The organism is Eubacterium aggregans (assembly GCF_900107815.1).
Classification (GTDB): Bacteria; Bacillota; Clostridia; order Eubacteriales; family Eubacteriaceae; genus Eubacterium_O; species Eubacterium_O aggregans.
Map to the genome: position 1 here is coordinate 197,494 of NZ_FNRK01000001.1, position 21,192 is coordinate 218,685.

28 protein-coding genes are annotated in these 21,192 nt (G+C 47.2%); 19 read left to right on the forward strand and 9 right to left on the reverse strand.

What is annotated here, in order from left to right:
• The first annotated feature begins 4 nt into the window (after positions 1 to 4).
• Positions 5 to 667 (forward strand): ribulose-phosphate 3-epimerase, encoded by a 663-nt coding sequence (rpe, locus tag BLW33_RS00995; RefSeq protein WP_090304247.1) that lies wholly within the window; start codon positions 5 to 7, stop codon positions 665 to 667.
• 43 nt (positions 668 to 710) lie between these two features.
• Positions 711 to 1,184 (forward strand): methylated-DNA--[protein]-cysteine S-methyltransferase, encoded by a 474-nt coding sequence (locus BLW33_RS01000; protein ID WP_090304249.1) that lies wholly within the window; start codon positions 711 to 713, stop codon positions 1,182 to 1,184.
• A gap of 46 nt (positions 1,185 to 1,230) precedes the next feature.
• Here the strand turns inward: BLW33_RS01000 and BLW33_RS01005 are convergent, their stop codons facing one another.
• The 3 genes from BLW33_RS01005 to BLW33_RS01015 form a co-directional block, all read right to left on the reverse strand.
• A complete protein-coding gene (locus BLW33_RS01005; RefSeq protein WP_090304292.1) occupies positions 1,231 to 2,877 on the reverse strand; it encodes an ABC1 kinase family protein in 1,647 nt (548 codons plus the stop codon).
• Positions 2,861 to 3,199: a phasin family protein gene (locus BLW33_RS01010; protein WP_090304251.1), complete on the reverse strand. Its 339-nt coding sequence runs from the start codon at positions 3,197 to 3,199 to the stop codon at positions 2,861 to 2,863. Before BLW33_RS01010 ends, BLW33_RS01005 begins: the two co-directional genes overlap by 17 nt.
• Positions 3,200 to 3,494: 295 nt before the next feature.
• Complete coding sequence (locus BLW33_RS01015) at positions 3,495 to 4,646, reverse strand: tyrosine-type recombinase/integrase (protein WP_090304253.1); 1,152 nt, start codon at positions 4,644 to 4,646, stop codon at positions 3,495 to 3,497.
• A gap of 133 nt (positions 4,647 to 4,779) precedes the next feature.
• On the opposite strand from BLW33_RS01015, the gene BLW33_RS14555 reads away from it, so the two are divergent.
• Positions 4,780 to 4,866 (forward strand): putative holin-like toxin, encoded by an 87-nt coding sequence (locus BLW33_RS14555; protein ID WP_423230227.1) that lies wholly within the window; start codon positions 4,780 to 4,782, stop codon positions 4,864 to 4,866.
• 578 nt (positions 4,867 to 5,444) lie between these two features.
• On the opposite strand, the gene BLW33_RS01025 is transcribed toward BLW33_RS14555, so the two are convergent.
• Positions 5,445 to 6,224, reverse strand: coding sequence for a helix-turn-helix domain-containing protein (locus tag BLW33_RS01025; RefSeq protein WP_207647790.1), 780 nt, complete (start codon positions 6,222 to 6,224; stop codon positions 5,445 to 5,447).
• A gap of 171 nt (positions 6,225 to 6,395) precedes the next feature.
• Here BLW33_RS01025 and BLW33_RS01030 point away from each other — a divergent pair, with 171 nt between their 5' ends.
• The 10 genes from BLW33_RS01030 (at position 6,396) to BLW33_RS13965 (ending at position 11,894) form a co-directional block, all read left to right on the forward strand.
• A complete protein-coding gene (locus BLW33_RS01030) occupies positions 6,396 to 6,593 on the forward strand; it encodes a hypothetical protein (RefSeq protein ID WP_090304258.1) in 198 nt (65 codons plus the stop codon).
• Between the two features lie 3 nt (positions 6,594 to 6,596).
• On the forward strand, positions 6,597 to 6,956 hold the full coding sequence (locus BLW33_RS01035; protein WP_090304260.1) for a helix-turn-helix domain-containing protein: 360 nt from the start codon (positions 6,597 to 6,599) through the stop codon (positions 6,954 to 6,956).
• Between the two features lie 11 nt (positions 6,957 to 6,967).
• On the forward strand, positions 6,968 to 8,416 hold the full coding sequence (locus BLW33_RS01040) for an AAA family ATPase (protein WP_242911554.1): 1,449 nt from the start codon (positions 6,968 to 6,970) through the stop codon (positions 8,414 to 8,416).
• A 204-nt stretch (positions 8,417 to 8,620) separates the two neighbouring features.
• Entirely contained in the window at positions 8,621 to 8,833 is a 213-nt protein-coding gene (locus BLW33_RS01045; protein ID WP_090304264.1) for a hypothetical protein, read from the forward strand.
• A gap of 26 nt (positions 8,834 to 8,859) precedes the next feature.
• Entirely contained in the window at positions 8,860 to 9,084 is a 225-nt protein-coding gene (locus BLW33_RS01050; RefSeq protein WP_090304265.1) for a hypothetical protein, read from the forward strand.
• Positions 9,085 to 9,170: 86 nt separating this feature from the next.
• Positions 9,171 to 9,347: a hypothetical protein gene (locus BLW33_RS14035; RefSeq protein WP_176966565.1), complete on the forward strand. Its 177-nt coding sequence runs from the start codon at positions 9,171 to 9,173 to the stop codon at positions 9,345 to 9,347.
• Complete coding sequence (locus BLW33_RS01055) at positions 9,340 to 9,645, forward strand: hypothetical protein (protein ID WP_090304267.1); 306 nt, start codon at positions 9,340 to 9,342, stop codon at positions 9,643 to 9,645. The genes BLW33_RS14035 and BLW33_RS01055 overlap by 8 nt, the downstream gene beginning before the upstream one ends.
• 170 nt (positions 9,646 to 9,815) lie before the next feature.
• Complete coding sequence (locus tag BLW33_RS14040; protein ID WP_176966566.1) at positions 9,816 to 9,983, forward strand: hypothetical protein; 168 nt, start codon at positions 9,816 to 9,818, stop codon at positions 9,981 to 9,983.
• 341 nt (positions 9,984 to 10,324) lie between these two features.
• Positions 10,325 to 11,467 (forward strand): cadherin-like beta sandwich domain-containing protein, encoded by a 1,143-nt coding sequence (locus BLW33_RS14045; RefSeq protein WP_176966567.1) that lies wholly within the window; start codon positions 10,325 to 10,327, stop codon positions 11,465 to 11,467.
• A gap of 265 nt (positions 11,468 to 11,732) precedes the next feature.
• Positions 11,733 to 11,894, forward strand: a complete 162-nt coding sequence (locus BLW33_RS13965) for a sigma factor-like helix-turn-helix DNA-binding protein (RefSeq protein WP_143032569.1) — start codon at positions 11,733 to 11,735, stop codon at positions 11,892 to 11,894.
• A gap of 234 nt (positions 11,895 to 12,128) precedes the next feature.
• Here BLW33_RS13965 and BLW33_RS01070 read toward each other — a convergent pair whose 3' ends face one another.
• Together BLW33_RS01070 and BLW33_RS01075 are read right to left on the reverse strand one after the other, a co-directional pair.
• Positions 12,129 to 13,088 (reverse strand): ATP-binding protein, encoded by a 960-nt coding sequence (locus BLW33_RS01070; RefSeq protein ID WP_176966568.1) that lies wholly within the window; start codon positions 13,086 to 13,088, stop codon positions 12,129 to 12,131.
• A complete protein-coding gene (locus tag BLW33_RS01075; RefSeq protein ID WP_176966569.1) occupies positions 13,078 to 14,118 on the reverse strand; it encodes a DnaD domain-containing protein in 1,041 nt (346 codons plus the stop codon). The genes BLW33_RS01070 and BLW33_RS01075 overlap by 11 nt, the downstream gene beginning before the upstream one ends.
• A gap of 205 nt (positions 14,119 to 14,323) precedes the next feature.
• Here BLW33_RS01075 and BLW33_RS01080 point away from each other — a divergent pair, with 205 nt between their 5' ends.
• The 4 genes from BLW33_RS01080 (at position 14,324) to BLW33_RS01095 (ending at position 18,524) form a co-directional block, all read left to right on the forward strand.
• Positions 14,324 to 15,598, forward strand: a complete 1,275-nt coding sequence (locus tag BLW33_RS01080) for a UDP-N-acetylglucosamine 1-carboxyvinyltransferase (protein WP_090304271.1) — start codon at positions 14,324 to 14,326, stop codon at positions 15,596 to 15,598.
• A 2-nt stretch (positions 15,599 to 15,600) separates the two neighbouring features.
• Positions 15,601 to 16,482, forward strand: coding sequence for a polysaccharide deacetylase family protein (locus BLW33_RS01085; RefSeq protein ID WP_090304273.1), 882 nt, complete (start codon positions 15,601 to 15,603; stop codon positions 16,480 to 16,482).
• A 106-nt stretch (positions 16,483 to 16,588) separates the two neighbouring features.
• Positions 16,589 to 17,377, forward strand: coding sequence for an MBL fold metallo-hydrolase (locus BLW33_RS01090; RefSeq protein ID WP_090304274.1), 789 nt, complete (start codon positions 16,589 to 16,591; stop codon positions 17,375 to 17,377).
• Between the two features lie 40 nt (positions 17,378 to 17,417).
• Positions 17,418 to 18,524, forward strand: coding sequence for a S1C family serine protease (locus tag BLW33_RS01095; RefSeq protein WP_090304276.1), 1,107 nt, complete (start codon positions 17,418 to 17,420; stop codon positions 18,522 to 18,524).
• Between the two features lie 86 nt (positions 18,525 to 18,610).
• On the opposite strand, the gene BLW33_RS01100 is transcribed toward BLW33_RS01095, so the two are convergent.
• From BLW33_RS01100 to BLW33_RS01110, 3 genes are read right to left on the reverse strand one after another with little or no spacing between them, the layout of a single operon-like run.
• Positions 18,611 to 19,219, reverse strand: a complete 609-nt coding sequence (locus tag BLW33_RS01100) for an ABC-2 transporter permease (protein WP_090304278.1) — start codon at positions 19,217 to 19,219, stop codon at positions 18,611 to 18,613.
• Between the two features lie 4 nt (positions 19,220 to 19,223).
• Positions 19,224 to 20,066, reverse strand: coding sequence for an ABC transporter ATP-binding protein (locus BLW33_RS01105; protein WP_090304279.1), 843 nt, complete (start codon positions 20,064 to 20,066; stop codon positions 19,224 to 19,226).
• Positions 20,063 to 20,443, reverse strand: coding sequence for a GntR family transcriptional regulator (locus BLW33_RS01110; protein ID WP_090304281.1), 381 nt, complete (start codon positions 20,441 to 20,443; stop codon positions 20,063 to 20,065). The genes BLW33_RS01105 and BLW33_RS01110 overlap by 4 nt, the downstream gene beginning before the upstream one ends.
• 204 nt (positions 20,444 to 20,647) lie before the next feature.
• Between BLW33_RS01110 and BLW33_RS01115 the strand changes: the two genes are divergently transcribed.
• Both BLW33_RS01115 and BLW33_RS01120 read left to right on the forward strand, forming a co-directional pair.
• Positions 20,648 to 20,881, forward strand: coding sequence for a hypothetical protein (locus tag BLW33_RS01115; RefSeq protein ID WP_090304283.1), 234 nt, complete (start codon positions 20,648 to 20,650; stop codon positions 20,879 to 20,881).
• A gap of 83 nt (positions 20,882 to 20,964) precedes the next feature.
• On the forward strand, positions 20,965 to 21,192 hold a 228-nt coding region (locus tag BLW33_RS01120; RefSeq protein ID WP_143032570.1), incomplete at its 3' end, for a transposase.

A 21,192-nucleotide genomic window follows, 5' to 3' on the forward strand; every position in this document is an offset into this window, starting at 1 on the left:
TTACATGAATGTTATTATTTCACCATCCATGCTCAGTGCAGATTTTGCCAACCTGGAGCGTGATTTGAAGGCAGTGGCAGCGAGTGGAGCACAGTGGCTCCACGTGGATGTAATGGACGGTCATTTTGTCCCGAACATTACCATTGGACCCGATCAGGTAGCCTGTATTCGGAAGTGTATTGATCTGCCTTTCGATGTACACCTGATGATTTCAGAGCCGTTAAAGTACATCCCTAAATTTGCCAAGGCCGGAGCGGATATCATCACCGTTCATGTCGAGTCCGAGGACGACACGGCAGAATGTCTGGCATTAATTAAAGAATGTGGAAAAAAAGCCGGTATTGTCCTTTCACCGGACACCCCCACCTCGGCCATTGCTCCCTATCTGGATGCGGTTTCCATGGTACTGGTGATGAGTGTGTACCCAGGCTTTGGGGGACAATCCTATATTCCAGAAAGTACAAAGCGCCTCCGGGACATCCGTGCCATGATTGGCAGCCGGGATATCCGCCTGGAGGTCGATGGCGGGGTCAATTTTGATACCCTGGAAGCTGTTGTGGAAGCTGGGGCAGACACTGTTGTTTCTGGCTCCTGTCTCTTTAATGGGGATATGACAGAAAATGTTGCAAAATTCAATGAAATCATTGCCACGGTTGTGGTAGAATAATTGAAGAAATTTTAGAGATAGAAAGCTAGTAGTAGGATTAAACATGTTTGATGAATGGAGCCACTATTCCTATGAGACCCCACTGGGTACCTTAACCATCCAGGATGATGGTATTGGCATTGCACGGGTCCACTGGGATGTGGAAGAAAAAGACAAAAAAGGCGAAAACCAAGAAACCGAGCTGATTAAAAGGGCCTTCAACCAGCTCATGGAGTATTTTGGCGGCAGTCGAAAAACCTTTGATCTTCCCCTTCGGTTGCGGGGAACCGCCTTCCAGAAAAAGGTGTGGCAGGTTTTAAGACAAATTCCCTATGGCGAAACCTGGACCTATCAACAGGTAGCGGATGCCATTGGAAATTCCAATGCCAGCCGTGCCGTGGGTATGGCCAACAACCGGAACCCCGTGGCCATTATCGTTCCCTGTCACCGGGTCATCGGGTCCAATGGCCGCCTCACCGGTTACGCCGGAGGTATCGAGCTGAAGAAGCAGCTGTTGCAGATGGAAAGTGTCGTGTAAGGCTGGAATTAAAAAAAGACTGTGAAAGCAGTCTTTTTTTTGAACCCTACCGCCTGCGGCGGTGGTTTTTCCATTTTGTGTGATAGATATCAAAGACAAGGTAAAGCCCCAGGATGACAGCCACAAAATACCCCAGGGCACCTAAAGCGGGAATGCCCAAAAGCCGGGGAGTCATGGCGGTGGTACTGATAAAGCTGGACCCGATGAGGAGAGCTGCCGCAATTAAGGCCGTGACAATTCGATTAATCATCTGCTCGATGCGGTTTAAGGGCTCCTCAGAGCCGGTAATTTCTAAATTCACTTTTGCCTGGCCACGAAGGGCCATTTTTAAAGCATCCACCGTATATCGAGGGATATCTAAAATATTGGATTGGGCACTGTAAGCATTGTGGAGTAATTCCAGGGTCTTTTTTCGAACATCAATATGGCCCAGGGATTCATTTTCCAAGTGTGCCGCTAAAATTTGGATAATGTTGGTGTCCGGGTCCAGCTGACCGATAACCCCTTCAAAGGTCATCACTCCCCGGGCCAGCATGGTCATCCCCTTGGGCATGGCAATATGATGGTAACCTGCAATTTGAAGGGTTTCTTCCATAATGGTCCCTAAATTGATATTCCCCAGATCCAGATCCCCATATTCCGTCACCATGTCGTCAATGTCAGCATATAGACGGGCATGGTTAATATGACCATGGTGGACTCCAATGGCCAGAATGATGGCTTTCAGCTGCTCCACATTCTTGCTGGCCAGGGCTGATATGGCTTCCCGATAAAGCTTCATCTCTCGATGGGATAAGGTCCCCATCATCCCAAGGTCGATCCAGGCAATCTTTCCCCCATCGATACGGATATTCCCCGGATGGGGATCCGCCTGAAAGAAACCATCATCCACAATTTGCTTAATGTAATTCTCACAAAGCTTAGCGGCGATGTCCCTTAAATCGTAGCCCAGGTCTTCAAGGACTTCCACCTCATTGATATCGACACCGGGGATATAACTCATTACGAGGACCTTTGGGGTAGTATAGTGGTGGTAGATTACCGGGCATTCGACATAGATCACATCCTTATTATTGGCGGCGAAGGTATCGGCATTTTTCGCTTCAATGAGAAAATCCATCTCCTGCTTGGCCGTCACCCACATTTCATCTAAAATCATGCGGAAGTCAATGGTGCCCCCGGCGGTGGCACCGGCCAATTTTAAAAGATCGGTGGCCCGGTATAAAAGGGCGATATCCATGGACATGGTTTCGTAAATGCCGGGGCGCTGGACCTTGACAACGACCTCGGTGCCGTCTAAGAGAATGCCTTGATGGACCTGGGCGATGGAGGCAGAGCCCAGGGGTTTTTCGTCGATGCTTTTAAAAACATCCTTTATCTTACGGCCATATTCGGATTCCATGACGGTTTTAATGGTGGAAAAGGGTAAGGGGGCGACATTGGTCTGAAGCTTGGCCAGCTCGTGGCAATACTCCGGGGGCAGGATATCCTGCCGCATGGAAAGGACCTGGCCCAGCTTGACAAAGGTGGGTCCCAGGTCCTCAATGATGTGTCTGATTTTAACGGGGGTAACCCCCTTGGCAATCTCGTACCTATGGAGGATTCCCATAATTTCCCGCAGGCGCCTCCGCCTGTAAGATTTTTCGGTCCGCTTGTCCACCTTCACCGTTTCCAGACTACTTGTCACCGTCATGGTCATCGGATGATGGGTCCAAAGCGGCCAGCTTTTCCTTGAGGGCCTGAATTTCATCCTTGGACATTTCCTTGATATTCTCCATGACACCATCTACAGTGGGAACCACCTTGGTTTTAAGGACTTCTGCATTTTGGGAGACGCAATCCTTAATGTTGCGTTTCAGCTCTTCATTAATGGCCTTTCCCTGCTCCACGGTAATTTCACCTTTTTTAACCAGGTGATCCAGTAGTGCCCCTGCTTTTTCTGAGGTTTCTGCGGCGGCACCCACACCAGCCAACATGACTTTCTTTAATTCATCGCCAAAATCGAAATTTGCCATGATTCCGTCCTCCTTTGTTCTAATGGTTTAAGTATACACTTTTTTTATTAAAACCGGTTTAAATTTATAGAAATAAAAAATCAACAAATAAAAACCCCCACATCCTAATGGACAGGGGGGTTATAATATTCAAAATGGCGGGGGTAGCAGGATTCGAATTCCGACCGGTGTATTTTTTGCCAGTCTATAATTTTTGAGAACCGCTATTTTTAGCCATTTCCGGGTAACGTTTGTTTATATTATACATTGGTTTTACCCTTTGTTCGTGTCTGTAAAGGGTACGCTAAAGGGTAAATCAAAGGGTATCCTGGATAAAGGCATCCATACGCTTTGCACTTTCCTTTTTCATGGCTTCTGTCACATGGGCGTAGGTGTCCAGGGTAAAGGCGGCGCTGTGGTGGCCAAGGTTCTCCTGAACGGTCTTGATATCATCCCCCGCCTGTAAGCTGACCACGGCGAAGGAATGGCGCAGGTCATGGAAGCGAAGGGCAGGCATCCCGATAGCCTGGGCCACGTCCTTGAAATGTCTCCTTACCACACTGTGGGATAAATGGCGCCCATCGGCGTGGGTAAATATGAAATCATCGGGGTTCTGCCAGGCACTGCCAGCGGCCAGGCGTTCCTCTAACTGGTTCGTGCGAACGTCTTTTAGTATGGCCATCACATAATTAGAGGCGGTAATCATGCGGGGCTTGCCATTTTTCAGACTGCCCCAGGTGTAGGCACCTTCGAAGCGCTGAAACTGCCTATAAGCCCGAATCGTGCCCTTTTCAAAGTCCACACAATCCCAGGTTAAGCCGATGACCTCCGACAGCCTAAAGCCCGTGAACAGCACCAATTTAATGAGTTGGCCGTACCGATCCAAGGGGCAGGCCGCAATAAATGCGGGGATTTGCTCTTTATCCAGTGGGCTTATCTCGAAGCGTTCCACCTTCGGCAGGGTGCAAAGGTCCGTGGGATTGCTTTTAATGTACCCCAGGGTCACCGCCTGAGCCATGGCCTTGTGGAATACCCCATGGATGTTCTTCACGGTTTTGGCGGTCAGTTTCTCACAAAGCTGGTTATAGAGCTTCTGGACATGGTGGGGCTGGATTTTTGATAACTGGGCACCACCCAGGGCCGGGATGATATGGGAGCGCAGCACCTGGGCATATTCATGTTTAGTGGAGTCCTTCACGCCGCCTAAATAATCAGATTGCCAGATATCAAGCCATTCCCCAACCTTTAGCCGTGAAGGGTCCTGATAGGTTCCCCCGTCAATCTCAACGGTAATTTGGGCCAATTTGCGCCGCACTTCGGCCTGGGATTTGCCATAAACAGACTTCTGAATCTGCTTTCCCGTGGCGGGGTCTCTGCCCAGGGTATACCGTGCTTCCCATGATCCATTGGCCCGTTGCCTGATGGTGCCGGCGCCCTGGGCTGCTCTTCCTTCCTTTTTCCGTGGCATGGTGTGCCTTCCTTTCCCCTGGATATGCCCAGGGCTTTTTTTTTTGCCCACCACCTGATATAATACCTCTACGAGTGGTTCGCCGGGTAGCGGGCTTTTCTGCCTCAATCGGGTTAAGATTGGGGGTGATACTATGACAGTGTACGAAGGTTTAATGCTGATGCTTACCTTTGGTGGCTTCGTGGTATTACTTCTATCGTTTCATAAAGACGATAATTAAAGGCATTAAAAAAAGCTACCCTCTCCCCTGATAAGGTTGGGTAGCTTTATCATGTAAACTAGAGGCAGACCGCCAAAGGCGGGCCACTCTTTTCTACCCACATTATACAACGATATGAAGGAATTATCAAGCCCCTGGGACCTGTTTAAGGTTGCCGGGGGTTTTTCTATGGCGGTGATTTGCCCCTTTTGAAAAGTCCGTTTAACGGACATTAGGGGGTATCCCCAGTTTAGGGATACCTGACCCGTTGATTTGACGGGTTAGGGGGGTGCGGTTTTCACTCACCCCCTCTATCCGGGGTTGTAGTTTGGCGGCCGAAAATTCGGCTGTGAGGTTGGCGGTTTTTTCCGCTGCCATTTAATTTTCTGGAAACCTGCCCCGTCGATTTGACGGGTTAACTATTCCTCTACCATAACCCATTCTCAGAATCACTTTTTTTCGTCATTTTCTATGTCTGTACAGGTGTTTTGAGAATCTTTTTAGCCTCACCCTTATCCAAGTACCCTTAGAGGAGTTAAGGGCTTAAAATGCCTATCTGGCCGTATTGCTTCACTCAACGCAAAAATGCGTTAAGTGGCTTATTTCTCTTCCTGGTCTGGGGCACGTTGGTACTCGGGGACCTTGAGTAGATCCTCAGCGTAGGTGACTATTTTTTCTTGACCTTCATCCGACGCGCTATAGAAATATGTTTTTAGTTTTGAAAGGTTATATTCTTCTTCGGAAGAAATTGTTCTGGCTTTTGATGAATCTATCGCACCATCAATAAGTTCAATTTCATCAACGTTCAACGCTTTAGCTATTTTTCCCAATAATTCGCATGTCGGTGCTTTTTTGTTCAATTCGTACTTGTTAATTTCATCTGTTGGGATTCCACATTTTTTTGAGAATTCCTCTCTGCTTAGGTTTGCTTCATTTCTAAACTTTTGAAGATTATTTCCTATAAAATTAGTACCATTTTCGACTATTTTTTTTGTAAATATTTGTGCTAAGGAGTTTGATGAATCAAATCTAAGAACATGAGAAAGAGACTCAACAGAGATAGATGTATAATACTCTAATACTTTTTTCTTTTCATCGTCAGTAAGTGAATCCCATCCGTTTTTTTCCTTGAGTATCGAAGAAGATGGTAATTTATTTATAGAATTTAAAAAATCAGCTGGTGTAGTACCTAAACCTTTAACGATTTTTTCGAAAGATTTAACCGTCGGAGCAATTTTGTCGGCTTCGTAATCCTGAATGGTTCGCCTACCAAGTCCAGATTTTTTCGCTAAATATTCTTGCGAAAATTTTCTACTCTGTCTCTCGCTCTTGAGCTTTTCGCTGAAATATGACATTATTATTAATCCTTTCTTAAGCAACTGTTTAATATTCTTATTGTAGCACGAAGAGACAGAATAGAGAAGCCTTTTAGTTAAAAAAGCGCAAAAAATAATGTGCAGAATGATTAAACACTTGACGCACATTAATGAACGTGCTAATATATAGAAACACATTAAAATATGTGCCATCAAGTTTTGCAGGAGGAATTTATGAAATTAGATCGGAAAAAATTAGATTTAGCTAAGGCACGAACTTGCTTGTCTACTGCCCAATTGATTGAGAAGGCTAATATCCCAAGCGGGACTTATTGCTCGGCTATTCGTTGTAATAACGTAAGGCCCGAAACTGTCGGCAAGATTGCCAAAGCCATGGGCATAGATCCGGCGGAAATTATCAAGGAGGATTAGAAAATGGCAACGCCACGGATTAAATCGGCCCAGGATTTTAAGATTGAGGCCATAGAGGCCCTTAAAGGGCAATTGGATTGTTATGTACTGGAAGAGGAAAAACGGGCCGTACAGGCCAGCCTGGAACGTGTAGAGGCCATTCAGACGATGCGGACCCCAGATAAGCCGGAACGCCTGACCTATTCAGTGCCGGAGGCGGCCATGGTGGTGGGAATTTCCAAAGCCTCTATGTACACCATCGCTAACCGGCAGGACTTCCCTAAGATTCGACTGGGGACAAAGATTGTGATTCCGATCAAGGAGTTTGAACAGTGGATTTCTGACGAGGCCATGAGAGAAGCCCAGCAGTGGCAGGAAGGGTAAGCGTGGAATGGATGAAAGAACAAAGCTATCAAGAAATAGCGGAAGAAATCGCCGGGGATACCACTTTAATGATGTTGCCTAATCCCTTAAAGTATCGGGAGGAATTCATAGAAAAAGCGAAAGCTGGAGGCCATGAGAAGCTTTTACAGCTTTACCGCAACGGGTTGCCGAAAGGCACGAAAAAAAGCGATTCCCGGGAATACTTTTGCACGGTGTGCCGGGGGATCGCTTCGGTGATGGGAGACAGCGACATTTCGTTAATTAATACAATTTTCAAGGGTGCAAAATGCTGCCCCGAACACTGGGACAGCCAGGATCACAATGATCTCGGAACCTTTGGTTATAACGTCATTATCGAAGCTCTTTTCACTGAAAGTATACCATATTCAGATGAGAATTTGAACGAAAATCGCTTGAAAGTGCTTAAACTCACCGACGTTACAGAAGAAGAAGCTGAATGGTTTATTAACGGCTATGTACCGAAGGGGCAGGCTACAACATTAGCCGGGGACGGCGGAAGCGGTAAAACGTCTTTATGGTGTTCGATTGCTGCTTCTGTGAGTAACGGCTATTCCCCCTTCTTTGCCAGTGGAGAAACCGACAGAAAGCCCCAAAAGGTATTATTCTTTTCGGCTGAGGATTCAGTACAGCATACGCTAAAAAAGAAGCTTCGGCAATGCGGGGCGAATATGGAAAATATCATCACGGTTGATATAGCCGATGAGCATTTTAAAGATATTAAGTTTAACTCCCCACTTCTGGAATCCCTTGTGGAGGAACACCGCCCGGAGCTGCTGATATTTGACCCGATTCAAGCCTTTATCCCGCCTGAAATGAATATGGGATACAGGAATGCCATGCGCCAGTGTTTAGCCCCTCTAATCGCCATGGGTGAGAAATACGGGGTAACCACAATCGTTGTGGTTCATGCCAACAAGCGAGCGGGGGCATATGGCAGGAACCGAATCGCCGACAGCGCCGACATCTGGGATATTAGCCGATCGGTTCTAATGACCGGGGAGACCAACGAGAAGGGAATTCGGTACATGACCCAGGAAAAAAACAATTATGGCCCGCTTCAAAATACGGTGCTTTTCTCTATTGAAGATGGAGTACCAGTATTTAAAGGCTTTACCGATAAGCGGGATCGGGATTTTATCCAGGATAACAATTACACTGAAAAGATTGCCCCGGCAAAGGATGAAGCACGGGCCTTTATCCTGGACTATCTGAGGGATGGGGAAAAGGAAGTTAACGACCTGGACGGGATGGGAAAAGCCCAAGGGCACAGCCCCACCGCTTTAAAAAAGGCAAAGGCAGAATTGAAGAAGGAAAAACTTATAGCATACAGAACCGAAAGCCTCGGAAAAGGAAAAGGCACAAACCAGCTTATTCACCTAGAGGGGGAGGCCCTGAAATATTTTAGGCCCCTAGGGGATGTTAAAAACCACTCTATATGAAGCTAAAGCCTTATAAATACTAATGTTTTTCATGTAGAGTACCCCGCTCTACATGAAAGAAAAACCTCTATATGAAAGTTTCACCTAGAGTGGGGTACTCTACATGAATAAACCGCATAACTAAGCCGTTTGCGTTCATGTAGAGTGGTTTTCTCACTTCACACGGTAGCCCCTCTAGTAAGCCGCATCATGAAAGGATAAAACATGGAAGAAGAACGGATAATAGAAGCCAGCTACTTCATGAATTTGGCTATTGCCATCATGGAGGATTACGACATCACACGGGTAGAAGCCATCGAGGTGGCCAAGGCCGTGATGCTTAAGGAGACGTTGGAGGATTTACTGGGAAGAGATAGCTATAATAGCGGGTTAGACCGAATCGCTGATACGCTTGAAGTTGTCGCAACCCGTGTTTAGAGTAAAGATTGAAAGGATAACGAATAATGAAAAAATTTAAAATTAATTACGCAATTGATGATAACACCTCAGAAGTGACAGAGGCATGCTTTACGGTATACGCTGATAATAAACAGTCAGCTATTGACCAGGCCAATGAAATTTTACACAACTGCTATTATACCGACGATTACAAGGCTAATCCAAACTGGATATTGCCCTATCGATTAATTATGGTTGAAATGAAAGAAACCATAGAGGCCGCCCAATGAGCGACTTCTTAACCCTACTGGCCGGCGGTTTTACCGTCATGATGTTCTGCGTGATTCCCTGGATCATGCTTTAGGAGGAATGAGCAATGGAAGATAGATCAAAGCAAATTTGCGGTGATTACATGGAAGCCCACCGGGTGACAGTTCCCCAAGGAGCACAGGAGCGAGAAGCCTTTAATCTGGGTTTTGAAACGGGAACGAGTATCGCTATAGAAATACTCATGGATGTTTTGGAACAACGGAAGGCGGCTTGTCATGCATAAAATTGCAGATTTTGAAATGCTGGTTCTGGACGATAGCGCAATTCTTCATGGAATCAAAAAGGGAGATAGTATTTATGGCATTACCTTTGACATTGCTAGAGCAAAGAATGGCGGGTTTGTTATATTCTCCCGTGATGGTTCGGAGCATGCAGAATTAGGTATTATTACTTTTCTGGGGGATGTTTATACCATCACGGATATGAACCACCGGCGGGTTGATATGGGCCATTCCTCAATCATTGGGATTGCGGTTAGTATGGTTCGCAATATTGCTTCTGATCCAGCAAAGACGGCTTGACATGTCACCTGGTGGCGGAGTTTTCCGCTGCCAACCCTATCGCACAATATGCCCTTATCCCCCGGCCCGGGCGGCGGGTTATCCGCCCGAATATAGGCAGGTCTACCACTCCGGTGGATGGCTGTAAACTTCTGTCGGGGCTGCCTGATTAACCAACGAAGGAGGAACGCATGAGCGTGATTATCAAAATTTCATTCAGTGACCCCCAGGAGGTCCGCCCCATATTGGATGCTCTGGAACCTGTTTTACCAGACCATAAACCTAAAAAAGGGCGCACTGATAGGCGGTTTCATCAAGTGATTTTAAGGCCTAAAAAAACGCCGAACCCGCATAAATAGGGGATATGGCTTGACAAATTACCCACATATGTGATATCATGTTACCAACAAGTACCCCAGCGGACGCGCTGGAAGCCAAGGACACACGGCACGGGAACGGGCGCACATGACGTGTAAGCCCCGACCCGTGCTTTTTGTTTGGCGCGGGAACGTCCACTTCCCGCTAGGGGGGTACAAATAGTCGCCCCCCTTCGGAGTTCTCCTTTTACGGGTATAAACCCGGTTGTAAAAAATGCCTACTAAGGCAAAAAACTAGGCAAAATACAGGTATACCCTGGGAAAAACACATATTAAAAACCAAGATAAGAAAGGAATCTGCTATTATTAGCGGAAAACAAAAAATGAGTAATGAAGTTATTGGTAACAACTTGCCATCAAGAGTTGTGGATTTAACAGATCAGTATACAAACTGCGTAGATGAAACTTTCGTGAAGCACAGTGATTTGACATTGATTTCGAATCAAGACATGAGTTGGGACGGTGCGCATTCTGTGCGAGTGTATAAAGTAACAACTTCGCCAATGAGCGATTATGATCGATCCGGTGCAGAGTCAAGGGCAAGCCGATATGGACACATTGACGGACTGGATGCGACAACGGAAATAATGACATTGAAAAATGATCGATCTTTTACCTTTGCCATAGATAAGCTGGATCGAGACGAAACACAGCAGGCCATGCAGGCAGCAACGGCATTAGCAAGACAGATAGGGCTCGTGGTGTTTCCAGAGGTCGAAAAATACCTGTATAATGTTGTGGCAGAAGGTGCAGGCAATAAGCCGGCTCCTAAAGCGTTGACGAAAGAAAATATTTACGATGAGATTATCGAAGCGAACGCTATCTTAGATGATGCTCAGGTTCCTAGCAAAAATCGTGTACTTATCGTACCACCCAAAGTGTATGTTCTCTTGAAGAAATCAGCTGATATTATGATGAGTACCGACATTGCACAAGAGAAAAGGGACAAAGGCGTTATTGCAAATATAGATGGATGCCAAGTAATTAAGGTCCCAGAAAGCCAGCTCCCTAAGAATTTCGGTTTTATGATCACCCACCCAGTTGCTACTGTTGCCCCGCTGAAACTCAGGGATTATAAGATTCACGCAGACCCCCCAGGGATTAGCGGTGACCTCGTAGAAGGTAGGGTGTGCTATGATGCCTTTGTACTTGATAACAAGGTTAAGGCTATCTACTACCAAGAACAGCCGGACTTAAGCCTTAAGACCCTGACCATTGGGAGTCTGGCTTTAACACCGACATTTGATGGAGGTGTGACGAATTATACAGCGGATACAACAGACGCAACGAATGTTATTACAGCTAATGCAGAATATGAAGGTGCAACAGTAACCATTAAGAACGGCAGCACCGTTGTGTCAAGTGGAAGTGCGGCCACCTGGGCATCTGGCCCTAATCCTGTAACCATCACTGTAAAAGAAGGAACTCGCTCAAAAGTATATGAAGTAATAGTAACTAAGTCTTAAGCATTCATGGTCCCTGTCATGCTCCGCGCTGATGGGGACTTTTTTTCCCGAATTGGAAGCACAAAGCGAACGGGGGTGTATACCCTCCCCCTGGCGGTTCTGACTCTCGGGGGCATAGGGCTTTTTTTCTTTTTAAATCAAAAAAAGTGTACGTAAAAAGATGTATACATTTAATAGCCCTTGCGTACGTACGTAAAAATTTGAGAAATACCATTATTGAGGAGGCCCCCATGCTGGATCGTAGACCTATGAATTTCTTATAAAGATGGCAGATGATGCGGTGCCCGATGAACGCCACCGGGAAGCGCTGTCCCTCTACTACCTGGATGGGCTGATCATGGAGGATATAGCCCAGCGAATGGCCTACTGCCATGGTACCGTGAAACGGATTATTGATAGCGGAAAAGCTCAATTACCGAATCTGTAAAGGGTAAATTAAAGGGTAAACACCCCTATTCCAACCCACTAAAAAACCCCCAAAGCCGCATGGCCAGGGGGTTTAATGATATTCAAAATGGCGGGGGTAGCAGGATTCGAACCTGCGCGTGATGGAGTCAGAGTCCATTGCCTTACCGCTTGGCGATACCCCTAGGCACTTAAAGAACAATGGTTATTTTAACTGTTCTTTAAGGTGATGTCAAGGAGTTTTTAACGGATTTCTTTAACTTTGCTGTCTTTTTTTAATGAGGCGGATATCATCCCCATAAAAAGGGACGGTTTTAAAGTTTCCCCGGATTCGGGAGGACAGACGTTCATCGTACTGAGTAAAGATTTGCTTCGGGGTCAGATTGGTGGAGATAATCATGGGTCCCCCTCCTAAAATGCGGGTATTGATGATATCAAAGAGCTGAGACCCACTAAAGGCTGTGGCGTATTCGGCACCGAGATCATCAATAATGATGAGATCACAGGCCAGAAGAGCCTGGTACAACTCCTGGACAGAGACGGTGGGGTCGTGCATATTTTCCTGGACCAGTTTAACCAAGTGCCCGGCGGTGATGTAAATAATATCATAATCCTGCTGGATGAGGGCATTGACAATGCAGTTGGATAAGAAGGTTTTGCCGAGTCCGGGCTTTCCGGTGAACAGATAATTTTCTGAGACAGCCTTAAAGTCCGAACAGTAGTCTTTAAAAACCTGATGAATCCCTCGATAATGGTCGGTATAGGCCTCCGGGTAAACCGCCAGGGAAAAGGTATCAAAATTCTCGTGGCGGGCCTGGGGCTTTAAATCGTAGCGGGAGAAGCTGGCCTCTGAGAGGAGGCGGTGGAGGCAGCTACACATCCGGCCATCCACATAGCCGGTATCCTGACACTGCTTACAATGATAGTGTGGGGTGAGGTAATCCCCGGGGATGCCGTTATCCATTAGAATCGCTTTTTTTTGACAATCCAGCTCAGCCACAGTGGCGTCGAAAATCGCTTTAGCCTGGGGGTCTCCTGAGATTTTTGCCTTGGTATAAGCCACGCCAGCCAAATCGATTTCGGCATCAAGATCGGCCAGGGCTGGGATACGGGCGTAGAGATCTGCCTTCTTTTTTTTGAGGGCGAAGCGTTCCCGATCATGACGGGCTAAAAAATCGTCGATGATTTCTTTATTGCTCTTGGGTTTATTTTCCACTATTTTCACCTATTTTCTTGAACCAATTCGCATCCTCGGCATCCATTTCATCATAAACAGCCAGCCTTTTGGCCGTTTCTTCATCCACAACTTTGGGGGCACCCTTAAAGCTTGTAGAGCGATGGGCCGCATCCTGAGCCTCGATATCGGCGAGGCTTTTAATGCCGGCCTGGTGCCATTTTTCCAGGATACCATTGATGTATTTTAGGTTGGGTTTGCTGGTACGGCCTAGGGCCACCTTGATGATTTCGTCGGAAAATCCCCATTCCCCACTCCAGGTGTCCATCATGGTCCGCTCGGATTCCATGGGAGCCCGGCGGAGGCCAAGGTATTTGAAGATCCCATAGTGTCGTCGCTGACGGTTTCGGCTTTCCACAATATAGGCATCGGCCTCGGTGAAGGTATGGATGCCTTGGCGTCGCCAGGATTCGGCGATGGTTTCCATATAACTTAAAATCTGGGCTGGGGTAAAGGTTTCTGATTTGCTATTGATGAGGTTGAGGGCATACTCCACCAGAATGACCACGGCCTCGGGTTCAAATCCATATTCACTCAGCCATTTTTTATAGGCCAGCATATCTTTTTTAGGTAAAGCCCGGCTGCCGTACATGCGCTGGATGCGGTTAAACATTTCAGCAGTGCGGGCCTCCATACCATCATCATCCGCTGGTGGGGAGACCGAAACGGCCTTTGGTGCGCCTTCGTTTTGTGCTTTTAGGAGCACCGAAGGAATGTGGTAGAAGGTGATATGGGCCACCTTTGTCCCTTCGTAGGTCAGGTCGATGATCCCCTGCTTTTTCCAATAATCCCAGGCGCTGATTACATCCCCCTCGGTGATGTTGAAAAGCTGGCTTAGGGCGACATTGTCAATGGGGGCATGGCTCTGACTGCGGGCCTGCTTGAGGCCATAGAGATAGACCTTCACGTAGTCCCCCCTGGCCCGGGGCATGTATTCATTGATGAAGATATTGTCGATGGTGGTGGTGGCGAGATTATCGTCACCCAGATAAAAGGTGTATTGGTTTTCCATGGCTTTCCTCCGCCCGGATGGAGCATTCCATCCCATTTTATTATCCATTATAGCATAGCCGGAGAAGGAATAACCCCCTAAATAATTGTGTTTAAAATGTAACGATTCTGCTGTCAAATCGTAAATGATGGGGGTTTCCATTGCAGAGCATCCAACTTATGTTATAATTTAGTTTGGAATTTTGTTTGTGAAAGGATATATCTTAATGGATAATCTCATAATTGAAGGCGGTTTTCCGTTGAAGGGAGAGGTCAAGATCTCCGGCGCTAAAAACGCAGTGTTAGGTCTGATCCCTGCTGCCATACTCTGTGGATGCAAAAGCACCATTGATAATGTTCCCGATATTCGGGATGTACATAAAATCATCGCCATCCTTAAAAAATTAGGGGCTGATATTGAATTAAAATCTGGAACTCTGAGTATTGATACCAGTGGTCCTATTTCCTACGATTGCTCGGACTTCCATGAGGAAACCGGGAAAATGCGGGCTTCCTATTATCTCCTGGGGGCTTTACTGGGCCGTTATCGTAAGGCCATCGTCCCTCTGCCCGGGGGATGTAATATTGGGGACCGCCCCATTGACCAGCATATCAAGGGATTTGAAGCCCTGGGTGCCACGGTTACCATCGAGCATGGCCAGGTTAAAATGACAGCAGACCGTTTAGTGGGGGCTAATATTTACCTGGATGTGGTCAGTGTCGGGGCCACCATCAATATTATGCTGGCTGCCGTTTTGGCCGACGGGACCACTGTCATTGAAAATGTAGCTAAAGAGCCCCATGTGGTGGATGTTGCCAATTTCTTAAACCTGATGGGTGCCGATGTTAAGGGCGCTGGGACCGATACCATTCGGATTAAAGGGGTAGAAAGTCTTCACAGCTGTGATTATTCCACGGTTCCAGATCAGATTACGGCGGGAACCTATATGATGGCTGCTGTTGCCACCCAGGGTGATGTTCTGGTCAAGGGCGTTATTCCCAAGCATATGGAGGCTGTCAGTGCTAAGCTCCGGGAGATGGGAGCTACTGTGGATGAAGAAGGGGATGGTCTCCGGGTACGGGGATGCGATACCTTAAAGGCGGTACGGGTGAAGACCCTGCCCTACCCTGGTTTTCCAACGGATCTTCAGCAGCCCATGGCGGTGCTGATGTCCATTGCCCAGGGAAACAGTATCATTAATGAAAGTATTTTTGAAAGCCGGTTTAAATATGTGGATGAGCTCCGAAAAATGGGGGCGAATATCACGGTGAATGGTCGAGTGGCCAGTATTACTGGTGTCTCGGAGCTTTCCGGCACCCGTATTGCGGCGACAGACCTTCGGGCAGGTGCAGCCATGGTTTTGGCTGGCCTCATTGCCAATGGCGAAACCCAGATCAGTGACATTCATTACATTGAGCGTGGCTATGAAAATTTGGAGGAAAACATCCGCTCCCTTGGCGGGAAAATCCGCCGGGTGACCGTTGAAAATAAGGAGGAATAGACATGAAGAGAAGAGGCCCATTATCTGAAAAATCAAATCAATGGATGCTTTTCTCCGTTATTGTTGGTGCCCTCATCATCATGGCTAGTATGGTGGTGGCATACTATTTTTTCAATACATATAATCCGAAGCAAGAAATCAAGCAATTGGCAGATACTGCCCAGACCCTTCAGCAAAATCTGGTTTCTGTTTCACAAAATGGAACAGAAAAAATACAAAGCGAAGAGGATAAAAAGCAGGAGGCGATTAAAGCCCGATTACGTGCCGGAGATACGGCGGGGATTAAGGTGGTGTTTTTTACCTTTGACGATGGCCCCAGTGAAAATACCAATACCGTATTGGATATTCTGAAAACCAGTGGGATCAAAGGAACTTTTTTTACAAGAGGACGGGAGGGTGCCACGGCTGAAGCTGCCTACAAGCGTATCGTAGCGGAGGGGCATACTTTGGGAAACCATACTTATAACCATTCCTACGACCTGTATAAGCGCCCGGAAGAATTTTATGCCGATGTTAAGCTCTTAGAGGACTATCAGAAGAAGCTCACAGCCACGGAGCCCAGTATGCTTTTCCGCTTTCCAGGGGGTTCCCTCAATGCCAATAAAACCTGCATTAAGGGGATTTTGGATCGGGGTTACAATTATGCAGATTGGAACGTCTCCACGGGAGATGCTGCGCCAACGCCGCCATCGGTGGACCAAATCGTTTCAGCTGTCGTCGGCGGGGTGCATAATCACGATGTCAGTGTAGTGCTGTGCCATGCCGAGGTTAAGGAAAATACCCGTCAAGCTCTGCCCGTCATCATCAATCAGCTTAAAAGCGAGGGCTATACCTTCCTGCCCATGGAAAAGGATTTTACCTATCCCAGGCAGCTGGAGCTTTAGAGTTTCTGGGTCAGAAGAAAATAAATGGATTGATTTAAGTAAGAGACGATAAGATGGTTAAAGAAACCATCCCATTGAAGGAATCACGGATTCCAAAGGATACGATATGAAATTTTGCAGTTTATACAGCGGGAGCTCTGGAAATAGCCTTTTTGTGGCCCAAGGGGCTACCCGCCTTTTAATTGATGCTGGCTTAAGCGGGAAAAAAATCGAGCAGGCCATGATGAAAATCGATGAGCTGCCTGCTACCTTATCAGGTATTCTTGTCACCCATGAGCATCGGGATCATATTCACGGTGTGGGGGTACTTTCCAGGCGATATGGCCTGCCGGTTTATGCCAATGCCCAGACCTGGCAGGGCATGGCTGGGGATTTAGGTAAAATGAAGGATTCCAACATCTGCCTTTTTGCTACCGATGTGCCCTTTTCCATTGGAGATGTACAGATTACAGCCTTTCCCACCAGCCATGATGCCGCAGAATCTGTGGGCTTTATCTTAGATGGTGGCCATGGGACCATGGCAGTGGCTACAGATACCGGCTGTACCACAGCCGCCATGGTAGAATCCCTAAAGGGGCACCATCTAGTGGTGTTGGAGTCCAACCATGATCCTGCTATGTTAGAAACTGGCCCCTACCCCTTTCCCCTAAAACAGCGTATTCGGGGAGATTATGGGCATCTTTCCAATGCGGTAGCTGGAGAAACGGTTTGTGAGCTGGTGGACAGCGGGGTACCCCATATTGTTCTGGCCCATTTGAGCCAGGAAAACAATTATCCGGTTTTGGCTTATCAGGCAACGGAATTGGCCTTAACGGCCTGCGGAAAAGTGCCGGGAAAGGATCTGACCCTGGAGGTTGCCGGCCGCAGTCAGCGCAGTGAGATTTATGAGTGGTAACGGGTATTGACGATTTTAAGATGCGAGGAACAAATGAACAATGGACAGATTTGAGAAAGAAAAGGGATTGGGGGATGGCTTTAAAATTGGCTTAATGGGAGCCCTGATCGGTGGTTTAGTGGTTGGGATGATCATCTTAGGGGTTCTTTATGCCACAGGAACCATTGGTGGCAAAAGAACGGAGACCATCGCCGGGCAAAAGGTGGTGGTCAATGATTTGGAGGCGTCTACCCAGGTGGAAGCCGTGGCTCAGGTTGTTCCCCAGTCCGTGGTTGGGGTCACTGCGGCAGTTATCCAGCAGAGTCTAATGGGAACCACTGAGGGTCAAAGTGTCGGATCAGGATTCATCGTCACCACTGATGGCTACATTGTCACCAACCAGCATGTGGTGGCAGACAGTACCAGCATTACCATTTCTCTGGATGATGGAGGGACTTATCCCGGTAAGCTGATTTGGTCTGACAGTAACCTGGATTTGGCAGTGGTTAAAATAGAGAAAACGGATCTTCCGGTGGTTACGCTGGGAGATTCCAATGCTGTGAAGGTTGGGGAAACGGTCATTGCCATTGGCAATCCCATGGGCCTAAACTATGAACGCAGTGTAACGGCTGGCATTGTTTCTGCTCTGAACCGAAGCCTGATGGTGGACAGTAACCTGGTGGCTGAGGACCTCATCCAAACCGATGCCACCATTAATGCTGGAAATAGCGGCGGTCCCCTGTGCAATGGAAAGGGTGACGTCATTGGGATTAATACCTATAAGAATTACCAGGCAGAGGGAATGGGCTTTGCTCTTCCCGTCAATATTCTGCGTCCCATTATTTCTAAAATCGTGGCCAATGGCTCCTTCACACCCATCGTTATTGGGATTTCAGGCTATGATTCCCAACAGGCGGCTTATTTTTCCAATACGGAGCAGTTTGATTCAGGCATTTATGTCAATGCGGTGGAATCTGGCAGTGGTGCAGAACAAGCAGGACTGGCCAAGGGGGATATCATCATCAGTCTGGAGGGGCAGAATGTCAACTCCATGCTGGGCATGAAATCCATTCTTTACGCCCTTAACCCAGGGGATACCATCAGTATTACCTATAAACATGGCAATGCGGTTAAAGCTGTGGATGTAACGGTTCAGGCGGCACAATAACACCACAATCCATTCATCGGAATATAGAAAACCTCCCTATCCTTGGCCTATGGCCCCTGGTATGGGAGGTTTTTTTAAATCTGTGATTAAAACTCCCGCTGGTTCAGAATCCTTTTGGACAGGAGTATGGACCCCATGAATAAAAGGAAAATGACGACGGGAAGGATATAGACCAGGTCATCCAGGCTGGCACCCATGGGAAGATGCACACCCAGGTACCCTAGGAGAAAGGTTAAGCCCACAGGGATTAAGATGACCAGCATCATCAAAAGGCGCCCCTTTTCCACTCCGAGTTTAAACAACACCGGATAGATGATCGCTGTGATGATAAACCCACCGCCCAGAAGGATCAGGACCGTCAACAGGGCTTCTGTGACAGGGGTGCCTAAAAGTAAGGAGACGATGATGGACAAAACAGCCCCACAGACCGCACAGATAAGGGACAGCAGATATTTGGACAGGACAATATCCCATCGGCTGACAGGCATGGTCAAGGCAAAGCGCTCCCAATGGGCCTTTTCATCATAGGCCATCGTGTTCATGGGTAAAATGAGGATAAAAATCATCATAACCCCAGAGAAAAAGCTTCCGTCCCGGCTGACGATGGCGATGAACAGCCAGATTCCCAGGATAAAGAGCATGGTCCGCAGCTGCTGTTTTAAATTCAGCAAATCCTTTAATAATAATCCTTTCATCGCCTTAGTCCTCCTCCTTGACACAATAAAGCATGATATCCTCAATGGTGGGCCTATCGGTAACCAGTCCCCCTGGGACTGCCTCTTTAAGTACTAGGGCTTCTGTACCGAAGGCACTCCTTCGTTTTCCAGCCACAAAGGCTGAATCAATGGCCTGAAGGTCATCCTCCGAGCATTTCACCAGGCGGTACCGGTCCAGAAGGACATCTTTAGGTTCGCAAAAAAGCAGCTTTCCCCCATGGATAAAGGCGATATAATCACAGATTTTCTCCAGGTCACTTAAAATGTGGGAGGACAGGAAAATACTGTGGGATTCATCCTGTATAAAATCCAGGAAGAGATCCAAAAGTTCATTCCGGACGATGGGGTCCAGGCCGCTGGTAGGTTCATCCAAAATAAGGAGCTTGCTGTCATGGGACAGGGCAACGGCAATGGAAAGCTTCATCCCCATCCCCCTGGAAAATTCCTTTACGGGTTGGTTAGAAGGCAGGGAAAAGGTAGAAAGGTAGGCGTTAAAGCGGGCACTATCCCAGGTTTTATAGCAATTGGCCATAATGGTATTAATCTCTCGTGGCCGGAGGTTATCCGGAAAGCTGCTTTCATCCATCACCACACCGATGTGCTCCTTTAAATCTTCACAGGTCCGTAAATCCTGACCCATCACTTGAATTTCACCCGAATCCCGGTGGATTAAATCCAGGATCAGCTTGATGGTGGTACTCTTCCCCGCCCCATTTTCACCAATGAAGCCCATAATACTCCCCGAAGGCAGGGCCAGGCTGAGGTTGTCCAGGGTGAAATTCGGGTAGTGTTTACTGAGATTCTGTATTTCAATGGCATAATTCATTGTGATTCCTCCTCATAAATAATCGAAAGCATTTGAATTAAATCGTCTAAGGAAAGACCAATTCCCCGGGATAAATCGAGGATTTCCTGGATGTGGTTCTCAATTTTTCGGAGTTGCTCCTCCCGGATAAATTCAAGATTTTGCCCAGCGACGTAGCTTCCCTTTCCGGTAAAGGAGGTAATAAATCCATCCCGTTCCAGCTCTTCATAGGCCCGCTTGGTGGTGATGACGCTGATGCGGAGCTCTTTGGCCAAAAGGCGCATGGAAGGAAGGGCGTCACCCTCTTTTAATTCACCGGCGATAATTTTTTCCTTAATCTGGGTGTAAATCTGATCGTAGATGGGCTTGCCACCCGAGTTGGTGATGAAAATATTCACGACTGCCTCCATTTGCATATTGTGTATATATAATATATACAATATGCGGTGTTGTCAAGGGAAAAGTATTTTCTTAATGCTCCCTTGGAGTTGGATGATGCTTTAAGGATAATTGACCTTAAGGCGTATATACTGCAAATAAAAGCAAAGGGATGGACTGCAGCCACCCCTTCGCAAATTAAGTATAGCGAAGGAGAATGTGAGATGAGTTCGAAGGAAAGCAGAGAAGAACGCCGGGAAGATCGTCACGAACGCCGGGAAGAAAAAATGGTCGAACGGGAAGTGGTTGCCAGACAGGAAGCAGCCGGTGAATACGGACTGACTGGAAAGGGTATCGGCGCCCAGGATGAAAAAATGGCCGTCGCTGAAGCCCTTGGAGAAGGACAGACCCAGGATATTGAAGCCTTGTCGGGTAAAGGGATTACCGATCAGGAATAGCTTCTGGAGTGTTATCATAAAAGTACAGTCAAAACGACAAGGAAATGATAAAATAAAGAAAACAGAGAGGACTGTACACCCAAATGGCAAAAAAATACACACCCGAATTCAGAGCAGAGGCTGTCAAGCTATCTCAAGAAATTGGCGCACGGCCAGCATCTGAACGCCTCAACATCAATCTTGATACAATGTATACCTGGATTAGCAAGGCGAAGCATCATCAAAGCGAAGTTGATGCCTTAATCCAGAAAAAAGGTGGTACGGTCGCCCTGGCCGATGAAAACAATCAACTAAGGCGTAGACTTCGGGAA

What these genes read in the sequence shown, in the direction of transcription:
- BLW33_RS01080 (WP_090304271.1), top strand. Translation starts at nt 14,324, where the DNA reads ATGGATAATCTCATAATTGAAGGCGGTTTTCCGTTGAAGGGAGAGGTC.
- BLW33_RS01115 (WP_090304283.1), top strand. Translation starts at nt 20,648, where the DNA reads ATGAGTTCGAAGGAAAGCAGAGAAGAACGCCGGGAAGATCGTCACGAA.
- BLW33_RS01105 (WP_090304279.1), bottom strand. Translation starts at nt 20,066, where the DNA reads ATGAATTATGCCATTGAAATACAGAATCTCAGTAAACACTACCCGAAT.
- BLW33_RS01000 (WP_090304249.1), top strand. Translation starts at nt 711, where the DNA reads ATGTTTGATGAATGGAGCCACTATTCCTATGAGACCCCACTGGGTACC.
- BLW33_RS01050 (WP_090304265.1), top strand. Translation starts at nt 8,860, where the DNA reads ATGAAAAAATTTAAAATTAATTACGCAATTGATGATAACACCTCAGAA.
- BLW33_RS14040 (WP_176966566.1), top strand. Translation starts at nt 9,816, where the DNA reads ATGAGCGTGATTATCAAAATTTCATTCAGTGACCCCCAGGAGGTCCGC.
- BLW33_RS01075 (WP_176966569.1), bottom strand. Translation starts at nt 14,118, where the DNA reads ATGGAAAACCAATACACCTTTTATCTGGGTGACGATAATCTCGCCACC.
- BLW33_RS01015 (WP_090304253.1), bottom strand. Translation starts at nt 4,646, where the DNA reads ATGCCACGGAAAAAGGAAGGAAGAGCAGCCCAGGGCGCCGGCACCATC.
- rpe (WP_090304247.1), top strand. Translation starts at nt 5, where the DNA reads ATGAATGTTATTATTTCACCATCCATGCTCAGTGCAGATTTTGCCAAC.
- BLW33_RS01040 (WP_242911554.1), top strand. Translation starts at nt 6,968, where the DNA reads ATGAAAGAACAAAGCTATCAAGAAATAGCGGAAGAAATCGCCGGGGAT.
- BLW33_RS01055 (WP_090304267.1), top strand. Translation starts at nt 9,340, where the DNA reads ATGCATAAAATTGCAGATTTTGAAATGCTGGTTCTGGACGATAGCGCA.
- BLW33_RS13965 (WP_143032569.1), top strand. Translation starts at nt 11,733, where the DNA reads ATGGCAGATGATGCGGTGCCCGATGAACGCCACCGGGAAGCGCTGTCC.
- BLW33_RS01085 (WP_090304273.1), top strand. Translation starts at nt 15,601, where the DNA reads ATGAAGAGAAGAGGCCCATTATCTGAAAAATCAAATCAATGGATGCTT.
- BLW33_RS01030 (WP_090304258.1), top strand. Translation starts at nt 6,396, where the DNA reads ATGAAATTAGATCGGAAAAAATTAGATTTAGCTAAGGCACGAACTTGC.
- BLW33_RS01005 (WP_090304292.1), bottom strand. Translation starts at nt 2,877, where the DNA reads ATGACGGTGACAAGTAGTCTGGAAACGGTGAAGGTGGACAAGCGGACC.
- BLW33_RS01090 (WP_090304274.1), top strand. Translation starts at nt 16,589, where the DNA reads ATGAAATTTTGCAGTTTATACAGCGGGAGCTCTGGAAATAGCCTTTTT.
- BLW33_RS14045 (WP_176966567.1), top strand. Translation starts at nt 10,325, where the DNA reads ATGAGTAATGAAGTTATTGGTAACAACTTGCCATCAAGAGTTGTGGAT.
- BLW33_RS01035 (WP_090304260.1), top strand. Translation starts at nt 6,597, where the DNA reads ATGGCAACGCCACGGATTAAATCGGCCCAGGATTTTAAGATTGAGGCC.
- BLW33_RS01095 (WP_090304276.1), top strand. Translation starts at nt 17,418, where the DNA reads ATGGACAGATTTGAGAAAGAAAAGGGATTGGGGGATGGCTTTAAAATT.
- BLW33_RS01045 (WP_090304264.1), top strand. Translation starts at nt 8,621, where the DNA reads ATGGAAGAAGAACGGATAATAGAAGCCAGCTACTTCATGAATTTGGCT.
- BLW33_RS14035 (WP_176966565.1), top strand. Translation starts at nt 9,171, where the DNA reads ATGGAAGATAGATCAAAGCAAATTTGCGGTGATTACATGGAAGCCCAC.
- BLW33_RS14555 (WP_423230227.1), top strand. Translation starts at nt 4,780, where the DNA reads ATGACAGTGTACGAAGGTTTAATGCTGATGCTTACCTTTGGTGGCTTC.
- BLW33_RS01100 (WP_090304278.1), bottom strand. Translation starts at nt 19,219, where the DNA reads ATGAAAGGATTATTATTAAAGGATTTGCTGAATTTAAAACAGCAGCTG.
- BLW33_RS01010 (WP_090304251.1), bottom strand. Translation starts at nt 3,199, where the DNA reads ATGGCAAATTTCGATTTTGGCGATGAATTAAAGAAAGTCATGTTGGCT.